Raw genomic sequence first — 22,625 nt, 5'->3', positions numbered from 1 at the left:
TCCTTGAGCTGGGCGCCTTGGTGTGGGTACGGCGACGGCGGAGAGCGCGGTCAGCTCTCCGCCCGGCGCGCTCGCGCCGGACGGGGGCGCGCAACGGCGGCGTGCCGGCCCTCGGCCGCACGCGGCGTCGCGGTCCGCTGCTCTACCACGTCACGTAACTCCTGCTCCCGCTCGCTCATTCCGGCTCGCACGTCGGCGCCGAACGAACCGATGGCGCCCGCCAGTTCCGACACGGCGTCACCCAGATTCGAGGCTAGCCCCGCCGGTGTGGCCTGACGAGCGGTTTTGCCTGCCTTGCGGGTCAGGGCGACGCCCGTCGCGACGCCCACACCCAGCCAGAATAGCCGCTTCACGACTTGGCGCCCTTCTTGCCGCGGCGCGAGTGCTTGCCCTCCGGGCCCTCCTTGGCCTTGCGGCGGGCGCGGATCGCCTTGCTCACGCCGTAGGAGAAGGCCGCCGTCTTGACCAGCGGGCCGCCCAGCGTCGCGGTGAAGACCGAACTGAGAGCCGAGACGTTGCCGCTGACCGCCTGCGCGTTGGCGGTGATCCCGTCGACCCGTTCGAGCTGGGTGTTGACGTGCGTGATGGTGTCGTTGGCACCGATCAGCAGCGGATCGGTGTTCTCGTGCGCCTTGCGGATCGCGATCGTCGCTTCGTCCAGCGTGCGGCCGAGCTTGATCAATGGGATCGCCAGCAGCAGCACTAGCAGCACGAATGCCCCGGCGGCGATCAGCGCGGCGATCTGCCCTGCCGACACGGCCCCTCCTCGTTGTTTCGGCGGCACGAATGTGCCGGTCAGGCTACCGTGCTCCGCCGCTACCGGCCGGTCGGCCCCGTCCCCCGCGTGCCGTGAGGGACCCCCTCGCGGTCGTACGCGCCGTGAGGGGCGTCCCTCACGGCTGGTCAGCGCAGGCCGTAGTAGATCGTGGCCATGTCCTCGTCGCCGTGGCCCGCCGAGGCCGCCGCCTTCAGGTGGGTGAGCGCGGCCTGGACGGCGCCGAGGTCGATCGTGCCCTTCGCGGCGTCCAGGACGAGCTGCGCGTCCTTGGCGGCGTGCTTGGTCGGGAAGCTCAGCGGGTACTCGCCCTCGATCATCGCGCCGCCCTTCAGGTGGGCGTAGGGCACGTCCAGCGATCCGCCGCTGATGGCCTCGAGGAACAGCTTCGGGTCCAGCCCCAGCGTCTCGGCGAGCCCGATGCTTTCGGCCGTGCCGTTGGTCAGCGCCAGCACCCACGCGTTCGACACGAGCTTCAGCTTGCTCCCGGCACCGGCCGGGCCCACCCAGATCGTGCGCGCGCCGATCGCGTCGAACACCGGCCGGCACTTCTCCTGCAACTCGTCGGCACCCGACCCGAGCACGACGAGCTTTCCTTGCTCCGCGGGCTGTTTCGTGCCCAGCACCGGAGCATCCACAAAGGACACACCGGCCTTGTCGGCCAGCTCGGCGAGTTTCCCGGTCCACTCCAGGCCCACGGTGCTGGTCTGCACCCACACGGCGTCATCGGGCAGGGCGTCCACAACGGACGAAACGACCTCGTGCACGGTGGGCCCGTCGGCGAGCATGGTCACCACGAAGTCGGCGTCGCGTACCGCGTCGGCGGGCGACTCGCACACGTGCGCGCCCTGTTCTGCCAAGGGACGGGCCTTCTCGGCCGTGCGATTCCACGCGCGGACGTCGAAACCCGCACCGATCAGGTTCCGCGCCATCGGCAGGCCCATGATCCCCGTTCCGAGCACGGCCACAGTCGTCATCTGCAACTCCTCCTTGACCTCAAGTTAACTAGAGGTTTCATGCTGGCCACATGCGAACCGACACACCGACCGCGGTCGTCACCGGCGCCTCCCGCGGTCTCGGCCTGGCATTGACCAGGCAACTGTCCGCCCGCGGCTGGCACATCATCGCCGACGCGCGCGACGGCGCCCGGCTGACCGCCGCCCTCGACCTGCCCAACCTCACTCGCATTCCCGGCGACATCGCCGATCCGCGACATCGGCGTCACCTCGCCGAAGCCGCCGCCGACCGCGTCGACCTGCTGGTGAACAACGCCAGTGTGCTCGGCCCGAGTCCACAACCACATCTGAGGGACTACCCACTCGGCATACTCGAACACGTCTACGCCGTCAACACGATCGCACCACTCGCGCTGATCCAGGCCCTGCTGCCCGGGCTGCGCGCGCGGCACGGCCGGATCATCGACATCACCTCCGACGCCGCCGTCGAACCGTACGAGGGCTGGGGCGGCTACGGCTCCTCGAAAGCCGCACTCGACCAGCTCACCGCGATCCTCGCCGCCGAGGAACCGGACCTGCGCGTCTACGCCTGCGACCCCGGCGACATGAACACCGACCTGCACCAGCAGGCCTTCCCCGGCGAGGACATCTCCGACCGGCCCGCACCCGAAACGGTCGTTCCCGCGCTGCTCCGGCTGATCGAGGGCGACCTGCCCAGCGGCCGGTACCGCGCGGCCGATCTGGCGACCGAGGTGCCGGCATGATCCGGTTCACCCTGCCGCCGGAAAGCGAGGCGGGCAGCCCGCCGGAACGCAGAGGGCTTTCGCGCGACGGGGTGCGCTTGCTCGTCGCGCGGCCGGACGCGGTGGCACACAAGCATTTCCACGACCTGCCCGGCGAACTCGAACCCGGCGATCTCGTCGTCGTCAACACCTCGGCGACCCTGCCGGCCGCGGTGGACGCGCGGCGGGCAGGCGGAAGACGCGCACCTGTGCACGTGTCGACGCCGCTGGACAACGGCGACTGGGTGGTCGAGATCCGGCTGCCCGACGCGAGCGGTCCCGACCAGACCGTGCGCGAAGGCGACGAGTTCGACCTGCCGGGCGCTGTGACGCTGCGGCTGGCCGAACCGTACCCGGATCCGGCCACGACGACCTCGCGCCTGTGGCGGGCGACGGTCACCCCCGCGGTCTCCGCGCAGCGGTACCTGCCCGAGCACGGCCGCCCGATCGGGTACGGCTACCTCGCCGGACGCTACCCACTGGGCGATTACCAGACGGTGTACGCGACCGAACCGGGCAGCGCCGAGATGGCCAGCGCCGGACGGCCGTTCACCGAGCCGTTGCTGGTGCGGCTGATGGCGCGGGGCGTGATCGTCGCGCCGATCGTGCTGCACGCCGGGGTGTCCAGCCCGGAACTGCACGAACCCCCGACGGCGGAACGGTTTCTGGTCCCCGCCGCGACGGCGCGGCTGGTGGACGTGGTGCGGGCCGCCGGGGGCCGCGTCGTCGCGGTCGGCACGACCGTCGTCCGGGCGCTGGAAAGCGCCGCACGCCCCGACGCGAGCGTGCGCCTCGCGAGCGGGTGGACGAATCTCGTGCTCGGCCCGGATCGGCCGGCGCGGGTGGTGTCCGGGCTGGTCACCGGACTGCACGCACCAGAGGCGAGCCATCTGTCGCTGCTCGAAGCGGTCGCGGGGAACGGGCTGGTCAAGACCGCGTACGACGCGGCCGTCGAACGCCGCTACCTGTGGCACGAGTTCGGCGATTCGACGTTGTTCCTGCCATGATGTCCGGCCATGGACACCAAGCGGCTGGCGATCGGCGAGCGCGAGGACTTCGCCGCGTTCCTGGACACGCTGGCACCGGAACAATGGCGGGAACCCAGCCTGTGCACCGGCTGGTCCGTGCGCGACGTGGTGGCGCACGTGATCAGCTACGACGAGCTCGGCGGGCGCGCACTGCTCTCCCGGTTCGCGCGCGGCCGGTTCACCCTGGGCGGCGTCAACGGGGTGGGCACGGCCGAGTACACCGTCCGCGAACCGCGAGAACTGATCGAACTGCTGCGGCGTTTCCGGGAGCCGCGAGGACTGACGGCAGCGTTCGGCTCGCGCATCGCTCTGCTGGACGCACTGATCCACCAGCAGGACATCCGCCGGCCGCTCGGCCTGCCCCGGCAGATCCCGGAACCGAGGCTGCGCGCGGCCCTGGGTTTCGCCCGGATCGCACCGCCCATCGGAGCGTTCTGGCGGGCACGCGGCCTGCGTTTGGTCGCCACGGACGTCGGCTGGAGCGCGGGCCGCGGGCCCGAACTGCGCGGCCCCGGGGAGGCCCTCCTCATGGCGATCGCCGGCCGCGGTCACGCGGTCGGCGAGCTGGACGGGCCGGGCCGGGACGTGCTCGCCGGACGACTTGGCGTATAGGCCGTTATACGCTGCGCTCGCGGCCCTCGTCGCGGATCGTGCGGCGCAGGCGCGGCACCCGCTCGGCGAGTGTGCGTTCCGCGCCGCGCTGGGTCGGGTTGTAGTAGTCCGTGCCGACGAGTTCGTCCGGCGGATACTGCTGCGCCAGCACGCCTTCGGGCACGTCGTGCGGATACCGGTAGCCCTGCGCGTTGCCCAGCTTGGCCGCGCCCGCGTAGTGGCCGTCGCGCAGATGCGGCGGCACGGTGCCGATCCGGCCGGACCGCACGTCCGACAACGCCGAGTCGATACCCATGATCACCGCGTTGGACTTGGGCGCCGTCGCCAGATGCACGGTGGCCTGCGCGAGCGCGAGCCGCCCCTCCGGCATGCCGATGAACGCCACCGCGTGCGCGGCCGCCACCGCGGACTGCAGTGCCGTCGGATCGGCCATTCCGATGTCCTCGCTGGCGTGCACCACCAGCCGCCGCGCGATGAACCGCGGATCCTCGCCCGCCTCGATCATCCGGGCCAGGTAGTGCAGCGCGGCGTCCACATCGGACCCACGGATCGACTTGATGAACGCGCTGATCACGTCGTAGTGCTGGTCGCCGTCGCGATCATAGCGCACCGCGGCCTTGTCCACTGTGGACTCGACGGTGGCGAGGTCGATCGTGCGGTGCTCGGTGACGCTCGCGGCGTCGGCAGCCGCTTCCAGTGCGGTCAGCGCGCGACGCGCGTCCCCGGAGGCGAGCCGGATCAGGTGCTCCTCCGCCTCCTCGGTCAGCGTCAGCTGGCCGCCGAGCCCGCGCTCGTCGGCCAGCGCACGCCGGATCAGCGCGCACACGTCCTCGTCGGTCAGCGGGCGCAGCTGCAGCACGAGCGAGCGTGACAGCAGCGGCGAAACGATGGAGAACGACGGGTTCTCGGTGGTGGCCGCCACCAGCAGCACCGTGCGGTTCTCGACCGCGCCGAGCAACGCGTCCTGCTGCGTCTTGGAAAACCGGTGCACCTCGTCGATGAACAGCACGGTGTTCTCGGTGTTGTACTGCCTCCTGCGCCGCGCCTCCTCGATGACGCCGCGTACCTCCTTCACCCCGGCCGAGAGCGCCGAGAGCGCGACGAAGCGGCGGCCGGTCGCGGTGGACACGAGATTGGCCAGCGTGGTCTTGCCGGTGCCGGGCGGGCCGTAGAGCAGGACCGACGCGGGTGCGGCGCCCTCGACCAGCCGCCGCAACGGCGCGCCCTCCCCCAGCAGGTGCTGCTGGCCGACCACCTCGTCCAGCGTGCGCGGGCGCATCCGGACGGCCAGCGGCGAGCCGGGCGGGATGACCGGCTCAGCGGGCGCCTCGGCCGGTGGCGGCGGAGGCGCCACGTCCGGATTTACGGTGAAGAGTTCGTCCTGCACCCTTCCACGGTAATCGGCAGGTCCGACAAACCTTGCGCTGGTGGGGGCGGGGCGGGCTGGTCACGCCAGTGGATATAGGACTCCTTGGCCGAGGCCGCCATGATCGCGAAGGCGTAGGGCAGGAAATCCCGCCCCCGCCGCCACAACCACGGAAGTCCTTTGAACACAAGCCATCCGACGTGGTCGATGGTGCGCGGCTTGATACCGCCGGAACACACCAGACTGACCGGTTCCGCCAGCGCGACCCCGGTCTCGGCGAGCAGGTCGGTGAGTCCCCGCGCGAGCATCCGGTGCCCGAGCTCGGACGGGTGCAGCCGGTCCACGCTCCACGACGACAGCTCGTAGGCCCCCGGCAGCGCGTCCAGGTCGAGGCACGGGATGCCGTGTCGTGCGACCACCCCGTCGATCGCGCCGTTCAGCTCGAGGATCCGGGCACGCAGCGCGCGCGCCAGCGAACCGGGCAGCCGGAACACCCTGCTGTGGTCGTGAAAACGCACCGGAACCACGATCGTGCCCTGCTCCGTCAGCGTGGTCACGACGTGCTCCAGGTCCGCGGCGATCGAGGCGGCGTCGAAATCCGACCGCAGTGTGTCGTTCATGCCGACGATGACCAGTGCGACGTCGGGCCGGTGGGCCAGCGCCTGCTTCAGCTGCTCGGTGCGGACGCAGCCCATGCGCGCACCGGTGAAGGCCGCGTTGAGGTAGCCGCCGGGACCGATGCCCAGCGCGTGTGCGACGAAGGGACCGACGCCACGCCAGCCTCGGCCCGGCACCGGATCGCCGAGGCCGACAGCCGTGGAGTCGCCGAGCACGGCCAGCCGCTCGGCCCGCCGTGGCATCGATTGGGTCAAGGGGATCTGCTCGAGGGCGGTCACGCCACAGACCATCGGGCATCGACACTCACCAGCGGTGATGCGCGGGTAACGAGGTGGAGATCTCTGGACGAATTACCGGAACGCGGCGTAGTAGGGCAACTCCAGCCCAGGTCCGAAGCGGGCATCCAGGGCGTCGGCGACCTTGCGCGCGTGCGCGGCGACCTCGGGCTCGTCCTGCCGGTCCGAGTACAGCGCCAGGTCACGCCACCACGTGACGAGCGCGGCGGGTTTGTCCGGGTGCCCGCCGAGCGCGGTCCAGGTCTTGGCCCAGACCAGCAGCAGCTGGTGGTCCAGCAGGTGCGCGTTGAGCACCTCGTTGTCGGCCAGGCCCGGCCACATCCCGGACACCTCGGCACGCCACGCCGCGATCATCGCCTCGCTCATACCCGCGGGCAACGCGAAGGGACGGCCGCACGACGCGAACGGCACCCGCAGGTGCGCCGCGTCGATCAGCGCGTTGCGCACCCGGCCGCGTTCGAAGTCGAGAAACCGCACCCCGCCGCTGGTCACCAGGTTGTTGTCCGGGCTGAGGTCGACGGGACTGAACGCGCGGTAGGACAGCGAGGTGACACGCTCGCAGACGTGGCCGGCGAACTTCCGAACCGGTTCGGGGGTGTCGACGCCGAGCGCGTCGGCCAGCAGGCCGGGCAGCCGCCCGCACACCGTGGCCGGCTCGAGCTGCTCCTGCTTGACCGGCCCGCCCAGCCGGCGCAGCAGCGCGTCGAAATCGGCCTCACGGCCCGCGGTGGTGGCATGCAGGCGGCCGAGCGAGCGGGCCCACGACAGCAGCGAACGCTCCGCCGCGCGGGCGTCCGATCCGGCCAGTTTGTCCTGCAGGGTCGGGGCGCCGCCGAGGTCCTCGATGACGATGACGCGGTGCCCGCCGTCGTGCGCGAACAGCTCGGGGCACATCCGCTCCTCGGCCGAGAGCGCGGCGAACAGCTGGTAGCTGACGGCTTCCTGGGCGAAGGGATCCGGCTTGCGCTTGCCGGGCAGCTCGGGATAATGCTTGATCACCAGGGTTCGGGGCAGCCCGAAGGGCGAGGTGGCGATCCGGGCCCGGACCACCGTCGCCGGCCCGCTTCCGGCCAGTACCTCGGGCGCGACCAGGGAGATCGCGCTGCCGAAACGTCTGGCCAGTACCGCCTCGCCTGCCTTGACCGCCGCCTCGACGGCGAGCGCTCCGGCCTCCGCACCGCCGCGCAAGGCGGCTGGGCCTTCTTCGGAAGTGTCCACGGTCATCGTGTTCGACCCTACTAGCGGCCGCACCCCAGCGACCACAACGATTTCACCCACGCGCCAGCGGGCGGTCCCCCGCACGGACGCGTTGCCCGCGCCGGCGCAGCGCCAGGACGGCCGCCGCGGCGATCACGATGCCGGCCAGGTTGACCACCAGCTGGCCGAGCGATTCCAGCGCCCGCTGCCAGTCCCCGAGCACCGCCGCGACGGCCACGTACCCGGCCGCGGGCACGGTGGTCACGGAGATGAAGACACCGACCAGCGCGGCCGATTTCGCCGACGTCATGGCGAGCATGCCGGCCGCACCCGCGAGCAGGGCCACGATCAGCGAATACCAGCCCACCTCGTAGACGAAGTCGACCTGGTGCGCGCCCGAGCGGATGGCTCTGACGTCCAGCAGCCCGACGGCCTCCGACGCCAGCGTCACCACGGCAGTGACCACGACGGCGGCCGGGAAGCCGATGGCGAGCGCGGCACCCGCGCGGCGCAGCAGGTCCCATCGCCGCAGCACGAGCCCGACCGCCATCGCCGCGAGCGGGCCGAACTCGGGTCCCACGACCATCGCGCCGACGATCGTGACGGGTGAATCGGTGATCACGCCGACCGAGGCGAGCAGGCACGCGATGGTGAGAAACGCCAGGAAGGTCGCGTTCAGCCGGGACTCCTCGCCGGTGCGGCTGACCAGCTCCTGCCACACCACGGCGTCGGCACCTTCGCCCGGCGCGTCCTCCTCCGCCTCGTCCGCCGCGTCCGACAGCGCCGTGTCGATCGCTTCGAGGGTGATCCCGCCGGCGTGATCGATGTCCTGCTCACACAGCAGGTCGATGACCTCGTCGGCGGCCTCGCGGGCCACGTCGGCCTCGATCAGATCGCCCGCCGGAGCGACGGCGACACCGCGATGCACGATCAGGTGCGCCACCCCGGTGCGGCGGCGCAGCAGCGCGAGCGCGTCGTCGGTCTTCTCCGGCGGGCACACCACCCGCAGATGCAGCACCGGTCAGGAGGCGGGCTTGACCGGGGGCTTGGCGTCGATCCCGGCCTCCTTGCGCTGCTGCGCGGTGATCGGCGCCGGCGCGCCGGTGAGCGGGTCGTAGCCGCCACCGGTCTTCGGGAACGCGATCACGTCACGCAGCGATTCGGCCTTGGCCAGCAGCATCGTGATGCGGTCCCAGCCGAACGCGATGCCGCCGTGCGGCGGCGGGCCGAACTGGAAGGCGTCGAGCAGGAAGCCGAACTTCTCCTGCGCCTCGGCCTCGGAAAGGCCCATCACCTCGAACACGCGCTTCTGCACGTCCGCGCGGTGAATACGGATGGAGCCGCCGCCGATCTCGTTGCCGTTGCAGACGATGTCGTAGGCGTAGGCCAGCGCGCTGCCCGGGTCCTGCTCGAACTTGTCGATCCACTCCGGGGTCGGCGAGGTGAACGCGTGGTGCACCGCGGTCCATTTGCCGGAGCCGACCGCCACGTCGTCGGTCTCGTCCGCGGGCTCGAACAGCGGCGCGTCCACGACCCACACGAACGACCACTCGTTCTCATCGATCATGCCGAGGCGGTGGCCGATCTCGACGCGGGCCGCGCCGAGCAGGGCACGGGCGTCCTTCGGCCTGCTCGCGGCGAAGAAGACGCAGTCGCCCGGCTTCGCGCCGACGGCCTCGGCGAGTCCCTCGCGCTCGGCCTCGGAGATGTTCTTGGCGACCGGGCCGGAGAGCGTGCCGTCCTCGCCGATGAGCACGTAGGCGAGGCCCCTCGCGCCGCGCTGTTTGGCCCACTCCTGCCACGCGTCGAGCTGGCGGCGCGGCTGGCTGCCGCCACCCGGCATCACCACGGCACCGACGTAGGGCGCCTGGAAGACGCGGAAGGGCGTGTCGGCGAAGTAGTCGGTCAGCTCGGTGATTTCCAGGCCGAAGCGCAGGTCCGGCTTGTCCGTGCCGTACTTGGCCATCGCGTCGGCGTAGGTCATGCGCGCGAACGGCCGCGGCACCTCGTGCCCGATCAGCTTCCACAGCGCCGCGACGACGTCCTCGCCGACCTTGATCACGTCGTCCTGCTCGACGAAGCTCATCTCGATGTCGAGCTGGGTGAACTCGGGCTGGCGGTCGGCGCGGAAGTCCTCGTCGCGGTAGCAGCGCGCGATCTGGTAGTAGCGCTCCATGCCACCGACCATGAGCAGCTGCTTGAACAGCTGCGGCGACTGCGGCAGCGCGTACCAGGCGCCGGGACGCAACCGGGCGGGGACGACGAAGTCCCGCGCGCCCTCCGGCGTGGAGCGGGTCATGGTCGGCGTCTCGATCTCCACGAAGTCCTGGGCGTGCAGCACCTCGCGGGCGACGCGGTTGACCTCACTGCGCAGCCGCATGGTGAACGCGGGCCCGCTGCGGCGCAGGTCGAGGTAGCGGTACTTGAGGCGGATCTCCTCGCCGACGTCGACCCGGTCGTCGATCGGGAAGGGCAGCACCGCGGACTCCGAGAGCACCTCCAGCGCGGTGGCCAGCACCTCGATCTGGCCGGTGGGGATCTCGCTGTTCTCGTTGCCCTCGGGGCGCCTGCTGACCTCGCCGGTGACCTTGACGCAGAACTCCGACCGCAGGTGGTGGGCGCGTTCGGCCATCTCGCCCTCGCGGAAGACCACCTGTGCGACCCCGGTGGCGTCCCGCAGATCGATGAAGATCACCCCGCCGTGATCGCGCCGCCGGGCGACCCACCCGGTGAGCGTGACGATCTGGCCGGCGTGCTCGGCACGCAGGGTGCCGGCGTCGTGGGTGCGAAGCACTGCGGTTGCTCTCCTTGAAAGGATCATCATGCTAACTGCGACAGAATGCAGATAAAGGCTAACGAACGTAGCCCACGTGCCCGCCACCAGGTTTCTCAGAGCAGCTTCATCTGCTCCGCGCGGGGCTCCTCCTCCGCGGCCCGCTGCTCCGGCAGGCGATGATCGGCTTCCCTGTTCTCGCGGGCGAAACCGTGGCGCCGCAGCAACGGCCCCACCCTCGCCGCCAGCAGGCGCCGGTAGCGGCCGCCGGCGTAGCTGCCCTTGCCGTAGATCTCGCGGTAGCGCGGGACGAGCCCGGGATGTTCGCGTCCCAGCCAGTGCGCGAACCACTCGCGCGCGCCCGGCCGCAGGTGCAGTGCCAGCACGGTGGCGCTGGTGGCCCCGGTGGCGGCGACCTCGGCGAGCAGTTCGTCCAGTTGCCCGGTGGAATCGGTGAGGCCGGGCAGCACGGGCGCGATCATCACGCCGCACGGCAGCCCGGCGTCGCGGATGCGGCGCACGAGTTCGAGGCGGGCCTGCGGGCTGGGCGTGCCGGGTTCGAGGTCGCGTTGCAGGTCGCGGTCCAGCAGCGCGATCGACACGCCGAGGCCGACGTCGACCTCCGTGGAGACCGAGCGCAGCAACGGCAGATCGCGGTTGAGCGTGGTGCCCTTGGTGAGGATCGAGAACGGGGTGCCGTTGTCGGCGAAGGCGCGGATGATGCCGGGCATCAGCTGGTAGCGGCCTTCGGCGCGCTGGTAGGGATCGGTGTTGGTGCCCATCGCCACGTGCTCGCGCGTCCAGCCCGGTTTGCGCAGCTGCGACGCGAGCACCTCCGGGGCGTTGACCTTCACGACCACCTGGCTGTCGAAGTCGTGCCCGGCGTCGAAGTCGAGGTAGGTGTGGGTGTTGCGGGCGAAGCAGTTGTGGCTGAGGACACCGTCCGCGACGAAATCCCCGGTGCCCGTGGTGATGTCGAACATCGGCAGCTCGAGCCCGAGCGGCTCGACCGTCACGACGTCGAGCGCCGGGCCGGGTCCCACGATCGTGCCCGGCTCCGGCACTTCGGGGCCGGGGCCCAGCAGCCGGTCGGCCGGCGTGAGGTGCGGCCGCCGCCCGGCCACGTACGTCCAGCCGTGCTCGGTCAGGAACCGGTGATCGCCGCTGGCCTCCAGTTTCGTCCCGTCAGCCAGGACGACGCGGTACGCGAGCTTGCGGGTGGACCAGTGCGCCAGCACGCGGGTGCGCACGTACCGCCGCTCGCCCTCGCGCACCTCGGTGCCGTAGATCTCGTCGCCGGCCCGGACGTCGGCCAGCCGTGTGGTGCGGCCGTTCCCGAGCAGGATCGACGTGTCGCCGCCCAGGCAGTACCGGCACGCGTGGGAGCAGCCGCGGTACGGGTTCACCGTCCAGCCGAACGGAACCTGGGACTGGCCGGGCACCTTGTTCAGCACCGAGCGCGCCCGCACCTCGTGGAACGTGATGCCCGCGAACTCCGGCGAACGCACGGAGCGGACCAGTCCGTCGAGGCCGATCAATGCCTGCTGCGCGTCCGCCTTCTGACTCTCCCACCTCACACGACCAGTCGAACATGCGTTCGATCGCCTGTCAACCCTTGACAGGGAACCTCGCGGTTGCCTACCTTGCATTCATGCAACCGCGAAGTTGCCTGTTCCGATGAGCGAGTTCGACGCCGTGTTCCGGGCGCTGGCCGACCCGAGCAGACGGCAGCTCCTCGACAGTCTCAACGAGCGAAACGGCCAGACCCTGAACGAGCTGTGCGCGGGCCTGGACATGACACGGCAGGCCGTCACCAAGCACCTGGCCGTACTCGAAGAGGCCTCGCTCGTGACGACGGAGCGCAGTGGCCGCACGAAGCTGCACTACCTGAACGCGGCGCCGATCAACTACATCAGCGAACGCTGGATCGCCCCCTACCACCGCGAGCGCGCGCACGCGCTCGCCGACCTCAAACGAGCCCTGGAGGACAAACCCGTGAACAACCCCGAATTCGTCTACGTCACCTACATCGAAACCACGCCGGAACAACTCTGGAAGGCGCTGACCGAGCCCGCGTTCACCAAGCGGTACTGGGGCGCGGAACTCAAATCCGACTGGCAGGCCGGCTCGCGCATACTCTGGCGCGAGGGCGATGAGGAGTTCGAGGATCTGGACCAGACCGTGCTGGAGTCCGATCCGCCCCGACGACTGGTCTATACCTGGCACAACTATCAGGCGCGGCATGCGGAACATTTCGGCTGGAGCGCCGAACATCTCGCCGAGCTCCGGAAGGAGCCGAGATCCAAGGTCAGCTTCGACATCGAGCCCGCCGGGCGCACCGTCAAGCTGACGGTGCGCCACGACGGTTTCGACACCGAGACCGAAATGCTGAAGGCGCTGCGGGGCGGCTGGCCGGCGATCCTGTCGAGCCTGAAAACGTTGCTGGAGACCGGAAAGACCCTGCCGGAGGCCGATCCGCACACCGGCGCGCAGCAGGAGGTGGGCAGTTAGCGCGTGCCAGGAGCCGGGTTCGTGCCGCGCCAACACGCACCCAGCCCGAGCGCCCCGGCAACCCACTCCTCCCCCAACCCCGATCCCCAGCCGCACTTCGCCGGGAGGGTCGCGTCCAGGGTGGCCGAAGGTCATCGCGCAGCGACGCGAAGCGCCCGTGACACGGCGGCTACGTTGTTGACTGGGTTGGTGCCGGACTCGGTGGCTCAGCCCACCAGCCGGTCCACGAAGCACCAGCGCCAGTTCTCGCCGGGCTCGTAGCTGCGCATCACGGGGTGGCGGGTGTCGTGGAAGTGCTTCGACGCGTGGCGTTCCGGTGACGAGTCGCAGCAGCCGACGTGGCCGCATTCCAGGCACAGCCGCAGGTGCACCCACGTCGTGCCCTCGCGCAGGCAGTCCTCGCAGCCGGTGGCCTCCGACGTGGCGTCGCCGGCGTTGGCCAGGTGCTCGCACGAACCGGCGGTGTTCGCCGGGGTGCGCAGCTCGCGGCCGGTGTCCTGTGGTGCTTGCTCGCTCGGTTCCAACATCGACTCCTCGATGTCCAATGTCTGCAGAACATGCCGCAGCACCTCATCGTCGACGGTGGCGCGATCGCGGGCGTCCAGCATCACCTCGCGCTCCGCGTCCAGCATCTCGCGCCGCAGCCGCCGGTAGGCCGCACTCGGCGTCTCATCGAGGCTACTGCCCGCCCCCAGCCGTTCCCAGGCCGAATCCGACCGGTACACCTGCTTGTCCTTCAACCGGGCGATCACGTCCTCCGGGTCCGAGTCCGTCCGCACCTTCTCCAGGCGCTCCAGCCCGGCGCGCGTCATGTCGTGCAGCAAGGCCGCCGCCTGGAGCGCGTCCTCCCCCGGATCGGGCGCGGGCAGGTCCAGCCTGCGCACGAGCCTGGGCAGCGTGGTGCCCTGCAACACCAGCGTTCCCGCGACCACGACGAAGGCCGCGAGCACCAGCACGCCCCGCTCCGGTGTGTTCGCCGGCAGCACGAACGCCGCCGCCAGTGTGACCACGCCCCGCATCCCCGCCCACGCGAGCACCGCGGAGTACGACCACGGCAGCACCCACGAACTCGGCAGCACCCGCCTCCCGAGCGCGGTGGCGAACATCCACGCCACGCGCGCCAGGATCGTCGCCGCCAGCACGCAGGCACAGATGACCGCGATCGAGGCACCGGACAGATCGCTGTCGGCCACCTCCTGCACGATCCGCCGCAACTGCAGGCCGATCAGCAGGAACACGGCGTTCTCCAGCAGGAACTGGATCGTCTGCCAGTTGACCCTGCTCGCCAGCCGCGACGGGCCCGAGGACATGCGCGGGGTCTGCTGCCCGATGATCAGGCCCGCGACCACGACCGCGAGCACTCCGGAACCGTGCGCCGCCTCCGCCACGAGATACGCCGCGAAGGGCACCACGAACGACCACGCCGTGTCCAACACCGGGTCCAGGATCCGCTTCCGCAGCAGCGAAGCGCCCCAGCCGATCAGCCCGCCGACGAGCACCCCGCCGACCGCGGCGACGAGGAAGTCGAGCCCGACCTCCCACATCGTGACCGCACCGGCGATGGCGGCGATCGCCGTGCGCAACGCGACCAGCGCCGCCGCGTCGTTGAGCAGGCTCTCGCCCTCCAGAATCCGCACGAGCCGCCTCGGCATGCCCACGCGCCGCGCGACCGCCGTCGCGGCGACCGCGTCCGGCGGGGCGACGACCGCGCCGAGTGCGAACCCGGCCGCCAGGGGCAGTCCGGGGATCACCGTCCACGTCACGAGTCCGACCGCGAGCGTGGTGAACACGACCAGCCCGACCGAGAGCAGGCCGATGGGCGTCTTGTTGGCCCGGATCTCCACCAGCGACGTGCGGATCGCGGACGCGTACAGCAGTGGCGGCAGCAACCCGACCAGCACCAGCTCGGGATCGAGCTCGTAGCCGGGCACGCCGGGAATGAACGACACGCCGACGCCGACACCGACGAGCAACAAGGGCGGCGACCAGTCCAGACGGCGCGCGATGCCCGTCACGACCAGTACCACCACAACGAGACCGAGGATCTGGGTGGCTACCTGCATTCGCCGTTCACGGTGCGGTCGGGGAGGAAAGGGCCTCCGTGGCCAGAGGGGCGGCGAGCTCGTACAACCGGGAGGTGGCCCGCCAGAAATGGCTGCGGCCGACCACTCGTCGTGTGGCGTACCCGCGCTCTTCGAGGGTATAGACAATGGAGGCGGTTGTGGCGAGCGGAATCCGGGTGGCCCGTGAGAGACCACTCAAGGTCATCCCGTCGCCGGCGCTCACGAGAGCTTCCAGCACCGTCAGCGCGCGGTCGACCGAGGGTGACGCCGGTCTGTCCGCAGTCATGATCACCTTCAACATTCTTTCCGGATACCGATAGATGATATCTCCCAAATCGAGCCAAGGAGCCTGAAGTGGCACGTTCCACCGTCGACGTGTGGGCCGAGGACGCGCTGCCCGCGATGACGGAGGACCTGCGTGCCCTGGTCGGGCTCGAAACCCCCAGCCACGACAAGGCCCTGCTCGACGCGGGGCTCACCGCGATCCACCGGTGGCTCGCCGACCGCCTCGGCACGCCCGGCGAGCTGCACCGGCACGACGGCGGAGGGCACGGCGACGTGCTCGAGGTGACCTATCCCGGCACGACGGGCGAAGTCGTGCTGCTGCTGTGCCACTACGACACGGTGTGGCCGGAGGGCACGCTCGCGCAGTGGCCGTTCGAGGTGTCCGGCACCCGGGCGAGCGGGCCGGGCGCCTTCGACATGAAACTCGGGCTGGTGCAGGCCGTGTGGGGACTGCGCTGCGTGCGGAAACTCGGCCTGCCGGCGCCGACGGTGAAACTGCTGCTCACCGGTGACGAGGAAATCGGCAGCCCGGCGGGACGGCCGCATATCGAACGCGTGTCCGAGGGTGCGCGGGCCACCCTCGTCTTCGAGGCCTCGCTCGGCGGTGCGCTCAAGACCGGGCGCAAGGGCGTCGGTCTGTTCGACGTCACCGTGCGCGGGATCGAGGCGCACGCGGGGCTGGAGCCCGACGCCGGGGTGAGCGCCATTCATCAGCTGGCCGGGCTGGTGCCCCGGATCGCGGGGCTGGCCGACCCCGCCGCCGGTACCACCGTGAACGTCGGCCTGATCGCGGGCGGCACCGGCCGCAACGTCGTCGCCGGCGAGGCCACCTGCGGGATCGATGTGCGGGTGGGCCTGACCGACGAGGTCGCCCGGCTCGACGCGGCCTTCGCCGCGCTGGCCCCGTCGGATCCCCGGGCGCGAGTGAGCGTGCGCGGCGAGTGGAACCGGCCGCCCATGGTGCCCAACCCCGCGTCGGAGCGGCTGTTCAAGATCGCGCACGGGGTCGCCGCCGACCTCGGCCTCACGCTCGGCGAGGTCTCGGTCGGCGGCGCCAGCGACGCGAACTTCGTGTCAGCGCTGGGCCGTCCCGTGCTCGACGGCCTCGGCGCCGTCGGCGCGGGCGCGCACGCCCGGCACGAGCACGTCCTGCTCGATCACGTACCGGTGCGCACGGCCCTGCTCGCGGGGCTGCTCACCGCGCTCGCCTGACGACCGGTGGCCCTGGCGATCGCGGCCTCCAGTCCGGCCGCATCGGTGACCACCGCGGCGATGTAGGCGTCCGGCCGGACGAGCCACAGCTCTCCCGGCCGCGCACCGAGCGCCTCGGTGAGCGCACCGCCGACGTCGATCGACGCCAGCGGCAGCACCGGCACCGACGCGGTCACGTCCTCGGCCCCCGGGGCGGCCAGCACGAGGAAGCCTTCCCGTGCCAGTTCCCGGAAACGCGTGCAGCCCGGCGCGGCCACCGGCACGTCCGGGGCGAGGATGCCCGGCCCCGGCGGGGGCACACTGCCGCGCGGCGGCCGTCCCGCGAAGGGCCGGTCCGGACACGGCGTGGTGAGCGGCGAGGCCACGTACCAGAACGGTTCCGACAGCCGCCCCGAATCGACCCGCGCCCGCGCCGCCGGATCGGCCGCGGCGGTGGAAAGCACGGACAGGCGGGTGGCGTGCTGCTCCGGGGTCTGCGGCACCAGGAAGTCCATCGTGGCCGTGGTGACCTCGATGTTCTCCACCGCCGCCGCGTGCCGTTCCTCGTGGTAGGTCTCGAGCAGTTCCTCCCCCGCCCGGCCGCGCAGCACCCAGGCGAGCTTCCAGGCCGCGTTCTCCGCGTCACCGACACCGGAGTTCAGCCCGCGTGCCCCGAACGGCGCCACGAGATGCGCGCAGTCCCCGGCCAGCAGCACGCGGCCGGCCCGCATCCGGTCCACGACCCGGGAATGGAAGCGGTACACCGATTTCCACATGATCTCGTACGGGATGTCGCCGATGATCGCGCGGATGCGCCGCTCCAGCGCACCGCTGCGCTCCTCGGCTTCCAGGTCGTAGTCGCCGGGCACCTGCCAGTCGATGCGGAACGTCGAGTCCGGGCACGGGTGGATGAGCACCTGGCGGCCCGGGTTCCACTCCGGGTCGAAGTAGAACCGCCGCTCCCGCGCCCAGCCCGTCAGCCCGGCCCGGATGTCGCAGATGAGAAACCGGTCGTCGAAGGAGTGCCCGTCGAAGCGCACGCCGAGCATCCGCCGGATCTCGTCCCCGCGCGCCCCGGCGCAGGCGACCACGTAGGCGGCGCGGACATCGCCGCGTGCGCATCGCAACGTGACGCCCTCGTCGTCCTGGTCGACGCCCTCGACCTGGCAGTTCCAGCGGACGTCGATCAGGGGCTGCGTGGCGATGCACTCGTCGAGGATCTCCTCCGTGCGCGACTGCGAGATGTTGACGAAAGGCGGGAACGACGAGCGCCCGGCGTCGCCGAGTTCGTAGGCGAACAGTTCGGAGTCCCGGTAGAACGTGCGCGCGGTGGTCCAGGTGACGCCCTCGTCGGCGATCCGCCGCCCGGCGCCGACCGACTCCCACACATCGAGCACGTCCCGCTGCTGGCAGATCGCCTTGGAGCCGACCAGATCCCGCTCGGGGCGGCCGTCCAGCAGCACCACCGGCACGCCCCAGCGGGCGAGCAACAGGGCCGTGGTCTGACCGACCGGCCCGTTGCCGATCACCGCCACGGCGCGGTTTCGCATCGTGGTCATCGCTCAGCCCTGCAGCTGGTCCCAGACCTCGCGGTCCCGCTCGGCCGTCCAGATCACCGGGCGCTCGATGCCGGAGAGTTCGTCCCACAGCCGCGAGACGTCGAAGGGCAGGCAGTGCTCGAAGATCGGCCACCGGCCGTACTGCGGCGCGAGCGCGGCGTGCGTGCGCTCGAAGGCCTCCTTGAGCATGCCGCCGGCCTGCTGCACGGCGCCGACCTCGCGGATCATGACCCGCAGGAACTCGCGGGTCTGCTCGATCGCCGCGTCGACGGCGTCCCGTCCCTTGGTCACGCCGCCGCGGCCACCGATGAGCGCCTCCGCGCCGAAATCGCGCACCCGATCCAAAGTGGACGATGCCCAGTCCCGGTGGAACGCGTCGCCGGTGTAGAGCGCGGCCTCGGCCTCGACCAGGTCGCCCGCGTAGAGGATCCGCTGGCGCGGCAGCCAGGCCACGATGTCCCCCTCGGTGTGCCCGCGCCCGCAGTACTGCAGCACGAGGTCGCCGCGGTCGCCGCCGAGGTCGATGGTGAGCCGGTCGGAGAAGGTGAGCGTCGGCCAGGTCAGGCCCGGCACCGAGTCGGCGCCCTTGGCCAGCCGCGGCATCCGGCCGAACTCGCTTTCCCAGTCCTCCTTGCCGCGCTCGGCGACCAGGGCGCGGGTGTTCTCGTGGGCGACGATGACCTCCGCGTCGAACGCGGAGGCGCCGAGCACGCGCACTGCGTGGTAGTGCGAGAGCACCAGGTAGCGCACCGGCTTGTCGGTGTGCCGGCGCAGCAGCTTCAGCCAGTCCTGCGCGGCCACGGGTGTCGCGAGCGCCTCGAACGCCACCACGAAGTCCTCGCCTTCGATGGCGCCGACGTTGGGGTCGCCCTCGGCGGTCAGCGCGTACACGCCGTCGGCGAGTACCTCCAGCGTCTGTTCCTTCTCGTCCAGATCCGCCGACGAGGCGAAGGCCTTCTGTGCCACGACGCACCCTCCATTAATCAAAGCTTTGACTATTTAGTGTGAGCAGCTTAACTCGTCACACACCTCAAGGGAAGCCTAGGCGCACGAGCCGGGCGTTTCACGACTTCGACGGGCAGCGTTCTAACCTTGGCGCATGGCCGAGCCCGAGCCCCCGGAAGAGCTGGACTACCTGAGCTTCGTCGACTACGCGATCGACAAGACGACCGCGGAACTGCCGAAGGTGGACCCCGCCGCGATGCGGCTCGAGCTGACCCTGCACCGGCTCACCAGCGCACTGGTCTACGACTGGGAGTCCACGGTGCACCGGCCGCGCGGCTGGAGCTGGGGCGGCTTCCGGGTGCTGTTCGTACTGTGGCTGGCCGGGCCGATGGAGGCCAAGCGCGTCGCCCAGCTGTCGGGAATGAGCCGGGCCGCCGTCTCGGCACTGGTGAACACCCTCGAACGCGACGAACTCGTCTCCCGCAAGCAGGCCGAGCACGACAAACGGGCGGTACTGCTGAGCCTCACCGAGGCCGGGCACGACGCCATCACCAGCGCCTACGAGGCCCACAACGAACGCGAGCAGGCCTGGGCGAACGCGCTGACCAAGCCGGAGCTGATGGTGCTCATCGGACTGCTCGACAAGCTCACCACCAGCTCGGCCGCGACCGAAGCGAAGCGCCGCTTTTGATCAAACCTTGAACTAAAGGGCCGCTTCGATCGCCGCAACGACCTCCGGCGCCTCAGGCTCGGTGCGCGGACGGAACCGCGCCAGCACGGTGCCCTCGCCGTCGATCAGGAACTTCTCGAAGTTCCACTGGATGTCGCCGGCCTCGCCGTCGGCGTCGGCCGCCTTGGTCAGCTCGGCGTAGACCGGATGCCTGCCAGTCCCGTTCACCTCGAGCTTCTCGAACATGGGAAACGTGACACCGTACGTGGCCGAGCAGAACGTCGCGATCTCCTCGGACGTGCCAGGCTCCTGCCCGCCGAACTGGTTGCAGGGGAAGCCGACGACCGAGAAACCCTTGTCCCCGAAGCGTTCCTGCAGCCGCTCCAGCCCCTCGTACTGCGGCGTCAGGCCGCATTTGGACGCCACGTTCACCACGAGCATCGCCTTGCGGCCGAGCCCTCCCAGCGTCGCCGGTTCACCCGCGAGCGTCCGCAGCTCGATGTCGGCCAAAGCCATGTGCTCAATCCCTTCCGTTGACTTCCCCTCCAAGCCAACGTGATCACGAGCCTGGCTCGTTCCCCCTGCCGTGTGACAGAGATTACAGAATCAGTCCGCCGGACGGGGCTCCGGAACGGCCGTGACGCCCTCGGTCGGCTTGAGTCCGAGGGCCTCCAGCAACAGCGCGCAGTCGCCGGCGTCCGCCGCCGCGGAAGCCACCGCGCGTACCGCACGGCGCCGCTGTTCGCGCACCAACGCGGTGTCCTCGAACACGTCGTGTGATTCGGCGACCGAGGAACCGCCGGAAAATCCCATTTCTCGCATCGTTGTCCCCTCCCTGCTGGCGAAGCTCGCGTGTAGCTGGACGGCACCCGGGGTAGCCGGACTCCGAGAAAGGAGCGGCCATGGACTACTCCACCGACCCGGTACGTGCGCAAGGCCCGTCCGCCGTCACCGAAGGTACCCCTGACGGCCCGATCGTGCTGGTGCTCGATCCAGCCGGGGCCGCCAGGCACGAAGGCCTGCCCGCGACGTGGCGCGACCTCGAGCAGCGATGGCGCATCGTCTGGTGCCGGCTGCCCGCCGACGGCAGCCTGAGCCAGGCCGACGACATTCTCGCCGACCCGCCCGCCGCCGGGAAGGTCGTGCACATGGTCGCCAGCGGCCCGTACGCCGAGGAGGCGATGCGGCTGGCCGACCGGCACGCCCGGTCGGTGCGCTCGGTGCTGCTGGTCGACCCCGCCGCGCGCGGTTTCGTCGCGCCCGGCGACGGTCCCGCCGCGAACGAGCACTGGGAAGAGGACACCGAGAAGCAGCGGTGGGAGCTGACGCGCGAGGGCATCGACGTGCGGACGATCGCGCACAGCGAGGGCGGTGAGTCCGACCGCATCCCGGCCCCGCTGCCGCTGGGGCATCCCGACGTGGTTTCCGGAGTACAGAACGCGATCTCGGAACTAGGAGCGACCAAGTGACCGAGCCCGACGAGTCCCTGCGCGAAGCGATCGACGAGGAGACCGAGTGGCCGCTCGACCCGCAGCAGCCGGTCGCCGACGTCCTGGAGCAACGCCAGGAGGTCGCCTCCGCGGTGCCCGCCGACGTCCGGCCCGGCCTGCCGGCGGAGGCCGATCCCGGCGACGTCGCCGAACAGCGGCGCGGCCTCGGCTACTTCGACGACGAGGAGGAACCCGACTATGGCTGACCCTGCGCGCGTCGTGATCGTGGGCGGCGGTTACGTCGGCTCGAAAACGGCCCGTTATCTGCGCAAGCACCTCACCGGCCAGGAAGCCGAGGTGACGGTGATCGACCCGCGGTCCTACATGACCTATCAGCCGTTCCTCGCCGAAGCCGCGGCCGGTTCGGTCGAACCGCGCCACGTCGTGGTGCCGCTGCGGGAGGTCCTGCCCGGCTGCCGCGTGCTGGCCGCCGAGGCTATCGGGATCGACCGCGGTGAGCGCGCCGTCACCGTCCGGGTGGCCGGCGGGCACATCGAGCAGATCGGCTACGACATTCTCGTGGCCGCGCCGGGTTCGGTGTCCAAGACGCTGCCGATCCCGGGCCTGGCCGAGCACGGCATCGGGTTCAAGACCCTGGAAGAGGCCATCTATCTGCGCAACCACGTGTTGTCCCGGCTGGATCAGGCCGCGAGCACGATGGATCGGGACCTGCGCCGCAAGCTGCTGACGTTCGTGTTCGTCGGTGGCGGTTACGCGGGCATCGAGGCGATGGCCGAGGTCGAGGACATGACTCGCCAGGCGCTGCCCGAGTACAACATCGACCCGTCCGAACTGCGCTGGGTGCTCGTCGAGGCGATGGGCCGGATCATGCCCGAGGTCAGCGAATCGCTGGCGGCCTACACCGTGGAACTGTTGTCGCGGCGCGGTTTCGAGATCCATCTCAACACCACGCTCAAGTCCGCCGAGGACTGCCATGTGGTGCTCGGCGACGGCACCGAGTTCGACGCCGACACGCTCGTCTGGACGGCCGGGGTCAAGCCGAACCCGTGGCTGGCCGACACCGATCTGCCGTTGGACAAGCGCGGCCGCATCATCTGCGACACGACGCTGCGGGTGGAAGACAGCCCGGGCGTCTTCGCCGCCGGTGACAGCGCGGCGGTGCCCGACGTCACGAAGGACGACCCCGACGCGATGTGCCCGCCGTCCGCGCAGCACGCGACGCGGCAGGCGACCCAGCTGGCGAAGAACATCGTCGCGACGCTGCGCGGTGAGCCGCTCGGTCACTACCGGCACGCGAACGCCGGTTCCGTGGCCAGCCTCGGGCTGTACCAGGGGGTCGCACAGATCTACGGCGTGAAGCTGTGCGGGTTGCCGGCGTGGTTCCTGCACCGGACCTACCACCTGGCGACCATGCCGACGGTGCACCGCAAGGCGCGGATCGCCGCCGACTGGCTGCTGTCGCTGCCGTTCAAGCGGCAGGTGGTGGCCACGTCCGAACAGCACCAGCCACGCGAACAGTTCGCCCGCGCCAGCCAGGGGTGAGCAGC

At 70.7% G+C, this 22,625-nt stretch carries 24 protein-coding genes; 9 read left to right on the top strand and 15 right to left on the bottom strand.

The genetic code is table 11. The annotated features are described in order from the left end of the window. Positions 1-50: 50 nt before the first annotated feature. The 3 genes from HFP15_RS12330 to HFP15_RS12320 all read right to left on the bottom strand — a co-directional run bounded on the left by HFP15_RS12330 (position 51) and on the right by HFP15_RS12320 (position 1,752). On the bottom strand, positions 51-353 hold the full coding sequence (locus HFP15_RS12330) for a hypothetical protein (protein ID WP_168514814.1): 303 nt from the start codon (positions 351-353) through the stop codon (positions 51-53). Further along, positions 350-757, bottom strand: coding sequence for a DUF948 domain-containing protein (locus HFP15_RS12325; RefSeq protein ID WP_168514812.1), 408 nt, complete (start codon positions 755-757; stop codon positions 350-352). The genes HFP15_RS12330 and HFP15_RS12325 overlap by 4 nt, the downstream gene beginning before the upstream one ends. Before the next feature lie 146 nt (positions 758-903). After that, positions 904-1,752, bottom strand: coding sequence for an NAD(P)-dependent oxidoreductase (locus tag HFP15_RS12320; protein ID WP_168514810.1), 849 nt, complete (start codon positions 1,750-1,752; stop codon positions 904-906). A gap of 50 nt (positions 1,753-1,802) precedes the next feature. On the opposite strand from HFP15_RS12320, the gene HFP15_RS12315 reads away from it, so the two are divergent. From HFP15_RS12315 to HFP15_RS12305, 3 genes are read left to right on the top strand one after another with little or no spacing between them, the layout of a single operon-like run. Beyond that, positions 1,803-2,495, top strand: coding sequence for an SDR family NAD(P)-dependent oxidoreductase (locus HFP15_RS12315; protein WP_168514808.1), 693 nt, complete (start codon positions 1,803-1,805; stop codon positions 2,493-2,495). Next, the gene (locus HFP15_RS12310) at positions 2,492-3,520 is read left to right on the top strand and encodes an S-adenosylmethionine:tRNA ribosyltransferase-isomerase (protein WP_168514806.1); all 1,029 of its coding nucleotides are present in this window, start codon (positions 2,492-2,494) and stop codon (positions 3,518-3,520) included. Before HFP15_RS12315 ends, HFP15_RS12310 begins: the two co-directional genes overlap by 4 nt. A 9-nt stretch (positions 3,521-3,529) precedes the next feature. Continuing rightward, a complete protein-coding gene (locus HFP15_RS12305) occupies positions 3,530-4,153 on the top strand; it encodes a maleylpyruvate isomerase family mycothiol-dependent enzyme (protein ID WP_168514804.1) in 624 nt (207 codons plus the stop codon). Between the two features lie 4 nt (positions 4,154-4,157). On the opposite strand, the gene HFP15_RS12300 is transcribed toward HFP15_RS12305, so the two are convergent. The 6 genes from HFP15_RS12300 to HFP15_RS12275 all read right to left on the bottom strand — a co-directional run bounded on the left by HFP15_RS12300 (position 4,158) and on the right by HFP15_RS12275 (position 11,980). Then, positions 4,158-5,540, bottom strand: a complete 1,383-nt coding sequence (locus HFP15_RS12300) for a replication-associated recombination protein A (RefSeq protein WP_168514802.1) — start codon at positions 5,538-5,540, stop codon at positions 4,158-4,160. Further along, entirely contained in the window at positions 5,516-6,427 is a 912-nt protein-coding gene (locus HFP15_RS12295) for an SGNH/GDSL hydrolase family protein (RefSeq protein WP_210717132.1), read from the bottom strand. Before HFP15_RS12295 ends, HFP15_RS12300 begins: the two co-directional genes overlap by 25 nt. A gap of 60 nt (positions 6,428-6,487) precedes the next feature. Then, entirely contained in the window at positions 6,488-7,657 is a 1,170-nt protein-coding gene (locus HFP15_RS12290; protein WP_168514800.1) for a phosphotransferase, read from the bottom strand. 46 nt (positions 7,658-7,703) lie between these two features. Continuing rightward, on the bottom strand, positions 7,704-8,648 hold the full coding sequence (locus HFP15_RS12285) for a DUF389 domain-containing protein (protein WP_168514798.1): 945 nt from the start codon (positions 8,646-8,648) through the stop codon (positions 7,704-7,706). Between the two features lie 3 nt (positions 8,649-8,651). Further along, positions 8,652-10,424, bottom strand: coding sequence for an aspartate--tRNA ligase (gene aspS / locus HFP15_RS12280; protein ID WP_168514796.1), 1,773 nt, complete (start codon positions 10,422-10,424; stop codon positions 8,652-8,654). Between the two features lie 95 nt (positions 10,425-10,519). Continuing rightward, a complete protein-coding gene (locus HFP15_RS12275; protein ID WP_312871555.1) occupies positions 10,520-11,980 on the bottom strand; it encodes an Rv2578c family radical SAM protein in 1,461 nt (486 codons plus the stop codon). A gap of 100 nt (positions 11,981-12,080) precedes the next feature. Between HFP15_RS12275 and HFP15_RS12270 the strand changes: the two genes are divergently transcribed. Next, on the top strand, positions 12,081-12,914 hold the full coding sequence (locus HFP15_RS12270; protein WP_168514792.1) for an ArsR/SmtB family transcription factor: 834 nt from the start codon (positions 12,081-12,083) through the stop codon (positions 12,912-12,914). A 206-nt stretch (positions 12,915-13,120) separates the two neighbouring features. Here HFP15_RS12270 and HFP15_RS12265 read toward each other — a convergent pair whose 3' ends face one another. Then, complete coding sequence (locus HFP15_RS12265; RefSeq protein ID WP_168514790.1) at positions 13,121-14,977, bottom strand: Na+/H+ antiporter; 1,857 nt, start codon at positions 14,975-14,977, stop codon at positions 13,121-13,123. A gap of 7 nt (positions 14,978-14,984) precedes the next feature. Further along, a complete protein-coding gene (locus HFP15_RS12260) occupies positions 14,985-15,278 on the bottom strand; it encodes a helix-turn-helix domain-containing protein (RefSeq protein ID WP_246271623.1) in 294 nt (97 codons plus the stop codon). Between the two features lie 101 nt (positions 15,279-15,379). Between HFP15_RS12260 and HFP15_RS12255 the strand changes: the two genes are divergently transcribed. Beyond that, positions 15,380-16,474 carry a M20 family metallopeptidase gene (locus HFP15_RS12255; protein WP_168515077.1) on the top strand — a complete coding sequence of 365 codons (1,095 nt, stop codon included), beginning with the start codon at positions 15,380-15,382 and terminating at the stop codon, positions 16,472-16,474. Here HFP15_RS12255 and HFP15_RS12250 read toward each other — a convergent pair. Then, entirely contained in the window at positions 16,420-18,003 is a 1,584-nt protein-coding gene (locus tag HFP15_RS12250; protein WP_168515079.1) for an FAD-dependent monooxygenase, read from the bottom strand. The two genes, HFP15_RS12255 and HFP15_RS12250, sit on opposite strands and share 55 nt — an antisense overlap. 12 nt (positions 18,004-18,015) lie before the next feature. Continuing rightward, complete coding sequence (locus HFP15_RS12245; RefSeq protein WP_168514788.1) at positions 18,016-18,978, bottom strand: MBL fold metallo-hydrolase; 963 nt, start codon at positions 18,976-18,978, stop codon at positions 18,016-18,018. A gap of 133 nt (positions 18,979-19,111) precedes the next feature. Between HFP15_RS12245 and HFP15_RS12240 the strand changes: the two genes are divergently transcribed. After that, a complete protein-coding gene (locus tag HFP15_RS12240; protein ID WP_168514786.1) occupies positions 19,112-19,648 on the top strand; it encodes a MarR family winged helix-turn-helix transcriptional regulator in 537 nt (178 codons plus the stop codon). Positions 19,649-19,660: 12 nt separating this feature from the next. Here the strand turns inward: HFP15_RS12240 and HFP15_RS12235 are convergent, their stop codons facing one another. Beyond that, on the bottom strand, positions 19,661-20,143 hold the full coding sequence (locus HFP15_RS12235) for a glutathione peroxidase (protein ID WP_168514784.1): 483 nt from the start codon (positions 20,141-20,143) through the stop codon (positions 19,661-19,663). Positions 20,144-20,233: 90 nt separating this feature from the next. Continuing rightward, positions 20,234-20,440, bottom strand: a complete 207-nt coding sequence (locus HFP15_RS12230) for a hypothetical protein (RefSeq protein ID WP_210717153.1) — start codon at positions 20,438-20,440, stop codon at positions 20,234-20,236. An 89-nt stretch (positions 20,441-20,529) separates the two neighbouring features. Between HFP15_RS12230 and HFP15_RS12225 the strand changes: the two genes are divergently transcribed. From HFP15_RS12225 to HFP15_RS12215, 3 genes are read left to right on the top strand one after another with little or no spacing between them, the layout of a single operon-like run. After that, a complete protein-coding gene (locus tag HFP15_RS12225; RefSeq protein ID WP_168514780.1) occupies positions 20,530-21,096 on the top strand; it encodes a hypothetical protein in 567 nt (188 codons plus the stop codon). Next, complete coding sequence (locus tag HFP15_RS12220; protein WP_168514778.1) at positions 21,093-21,323, top strand: hypothetical protein; 231 nt, start codon at positions 21,093-21,095, stop codon at positions 21,321-21,323. Before HFP15_RS12225 ends, HFP15_RS12220 begins: the two co-directional genes overlap by 4 nt. Then, a complete protein-coding gene (locus HFP15_RS12215) occupies positions 21,316-22,620 on the top strand; it encodes an NAD(P)/FAD-dependent oxidoreductase (protein WP_168514776.1) in 1,305 nt (434 codons plus the stop codon). Before HFP15_RS12220 ends, HFP15_RS12215 begins: the two co-directional genes overlap by 8 nt. Positions 22,621-22,625 lie beyond the last annotated feature (5 nt).

Source organism: Amycolatopsis acididurans (genome assembly GCF_012328925.1).
Lineage (GTDB): Bacteria > Actinomycetota > Actinomycetes > Mycobacteriales > Pseudonocardiaceae > Amycolatopsis_E > Amycolatopsis_E acididurans.
The sequence above is the reverse complement of the archived record's forward strand: the minus strand, read 5'-3'. Positions and strand labels throughout refer to the sequence as shown.

Bases quoted from the DNA above. Each gene is read 5' to 3' on its own strand.
- HFP15_RS12320 (WP_168514810.1), bottom strand. From the start codon at position 1,752: ATGACGACTGTGGCCGTGCTCGGAACGGGGATCATGGGCCTGCCGATG.
- HFP15_RS12315 (WP_168514808.1), top strand. From the start codon at position 1,803: ATGCGAACCGACACACCGACCGCGGTCGTCACCGGCGCCTCCCGCGGT.
- HFP15_RS12310 (WP_168514806.1), top strand. From the start codon at position 2,492: ATGATCCGGTTCACCCTGCCGCCGGAAAGCGAGGCGGGCAGCCCGCCG.
- HFP15_RS12305 (WP_168514804.1), top strand. From the start codon at position 3,530: ATGGACACCAAGCGGCTGGCGATCGGCGAGCGCGAGGACTTCGCCGCG.
- HFP15_RS12295 (WP_210717132.1), bottom strand. From the start codon at position 6,427: ATGGTCTGTGGCGTGACCGCCCTCGAGCAGATCCCCTTGACCCAATCG.
- HFP15_RS12290 (WP_168514800.1), bottom strand. From the start codon at position 7,657: ATGACCGTGGACACTTCCGAAGAAGGCCCAGCCGCCTTGCGCGGCGGT.
- HFP15_RS12270 (WP_168514792.1), top strand. From the start codon at position 12,081: ATGAGCGAGTTCGACGCCGTGTTCCGGGCGCTGGCCGACCCGAGCAGA.
- HFP15_RS12265 (WP_168514790.1), bottom strand. From the start codon at position 14,977: ATGCAGGTAGCCACCCAGATCCTCGGTCTCGTTGTGGTGGTACTGGTC.
- HFP15_RS12260 (WP_246271623.1), bottom strand. From the start codon at position 15,278: ATGTTGAAGGTGATCATGACTGCGGACAGACCGGCGTCACCCTCGGTC.
- HFP15_RS12255 (WP_168515077.1), top strand. From the start codon at position 15,380: ATGACGGAGGACCTGCGTGCCCTGGTCGGGCTCGAAACCCCCAGCCAC.
- HFP15_RS12250 (WP_168515079.1), bottom strand. From the start codon at position 18,003: ATGCGAAACCGCGCCGTGGCGGTGATCGGCAACGGGCCGGTCGGTCAG.
- HFP15_RS12240 (WP_168514786.1), top strand. From the start codon at position 19,112: ATGGCCGAGCCCGAGCCCCCGGAAGAGCTGGACTACCTGAGCTTCGTC.
- HFP15_RS12235 (WP_168514784.1), bottom strand. From the start codon at position 20,143: ATGGCTTTGGCCGACATCGAGCTGCGGACGCTCGCGGGTGAACCGGCG.
- HFP15_RS12230 (WP_210717153.1), bottom strand. From the start codon at position 20,440: ATGGGATTTTCCGGCGGTTCCTCGGTCGCCGAATCACACGACGTGTTC.
- HFP15_RS12225 (WP_168514780.1), top strand. From the start codon at position 20,530: ATGGACTACTCCACCGACCCGGTACGTGCGCAAGGCCCGTCCGCCGTC.
- HFP15_RS12215 (WP_168514776.1), top strand. From the start codon at position 21,316: ATGGCTGACCCTGCGCGCGTCGTGATCGTGGGCGGCGGTTACGTCGGC.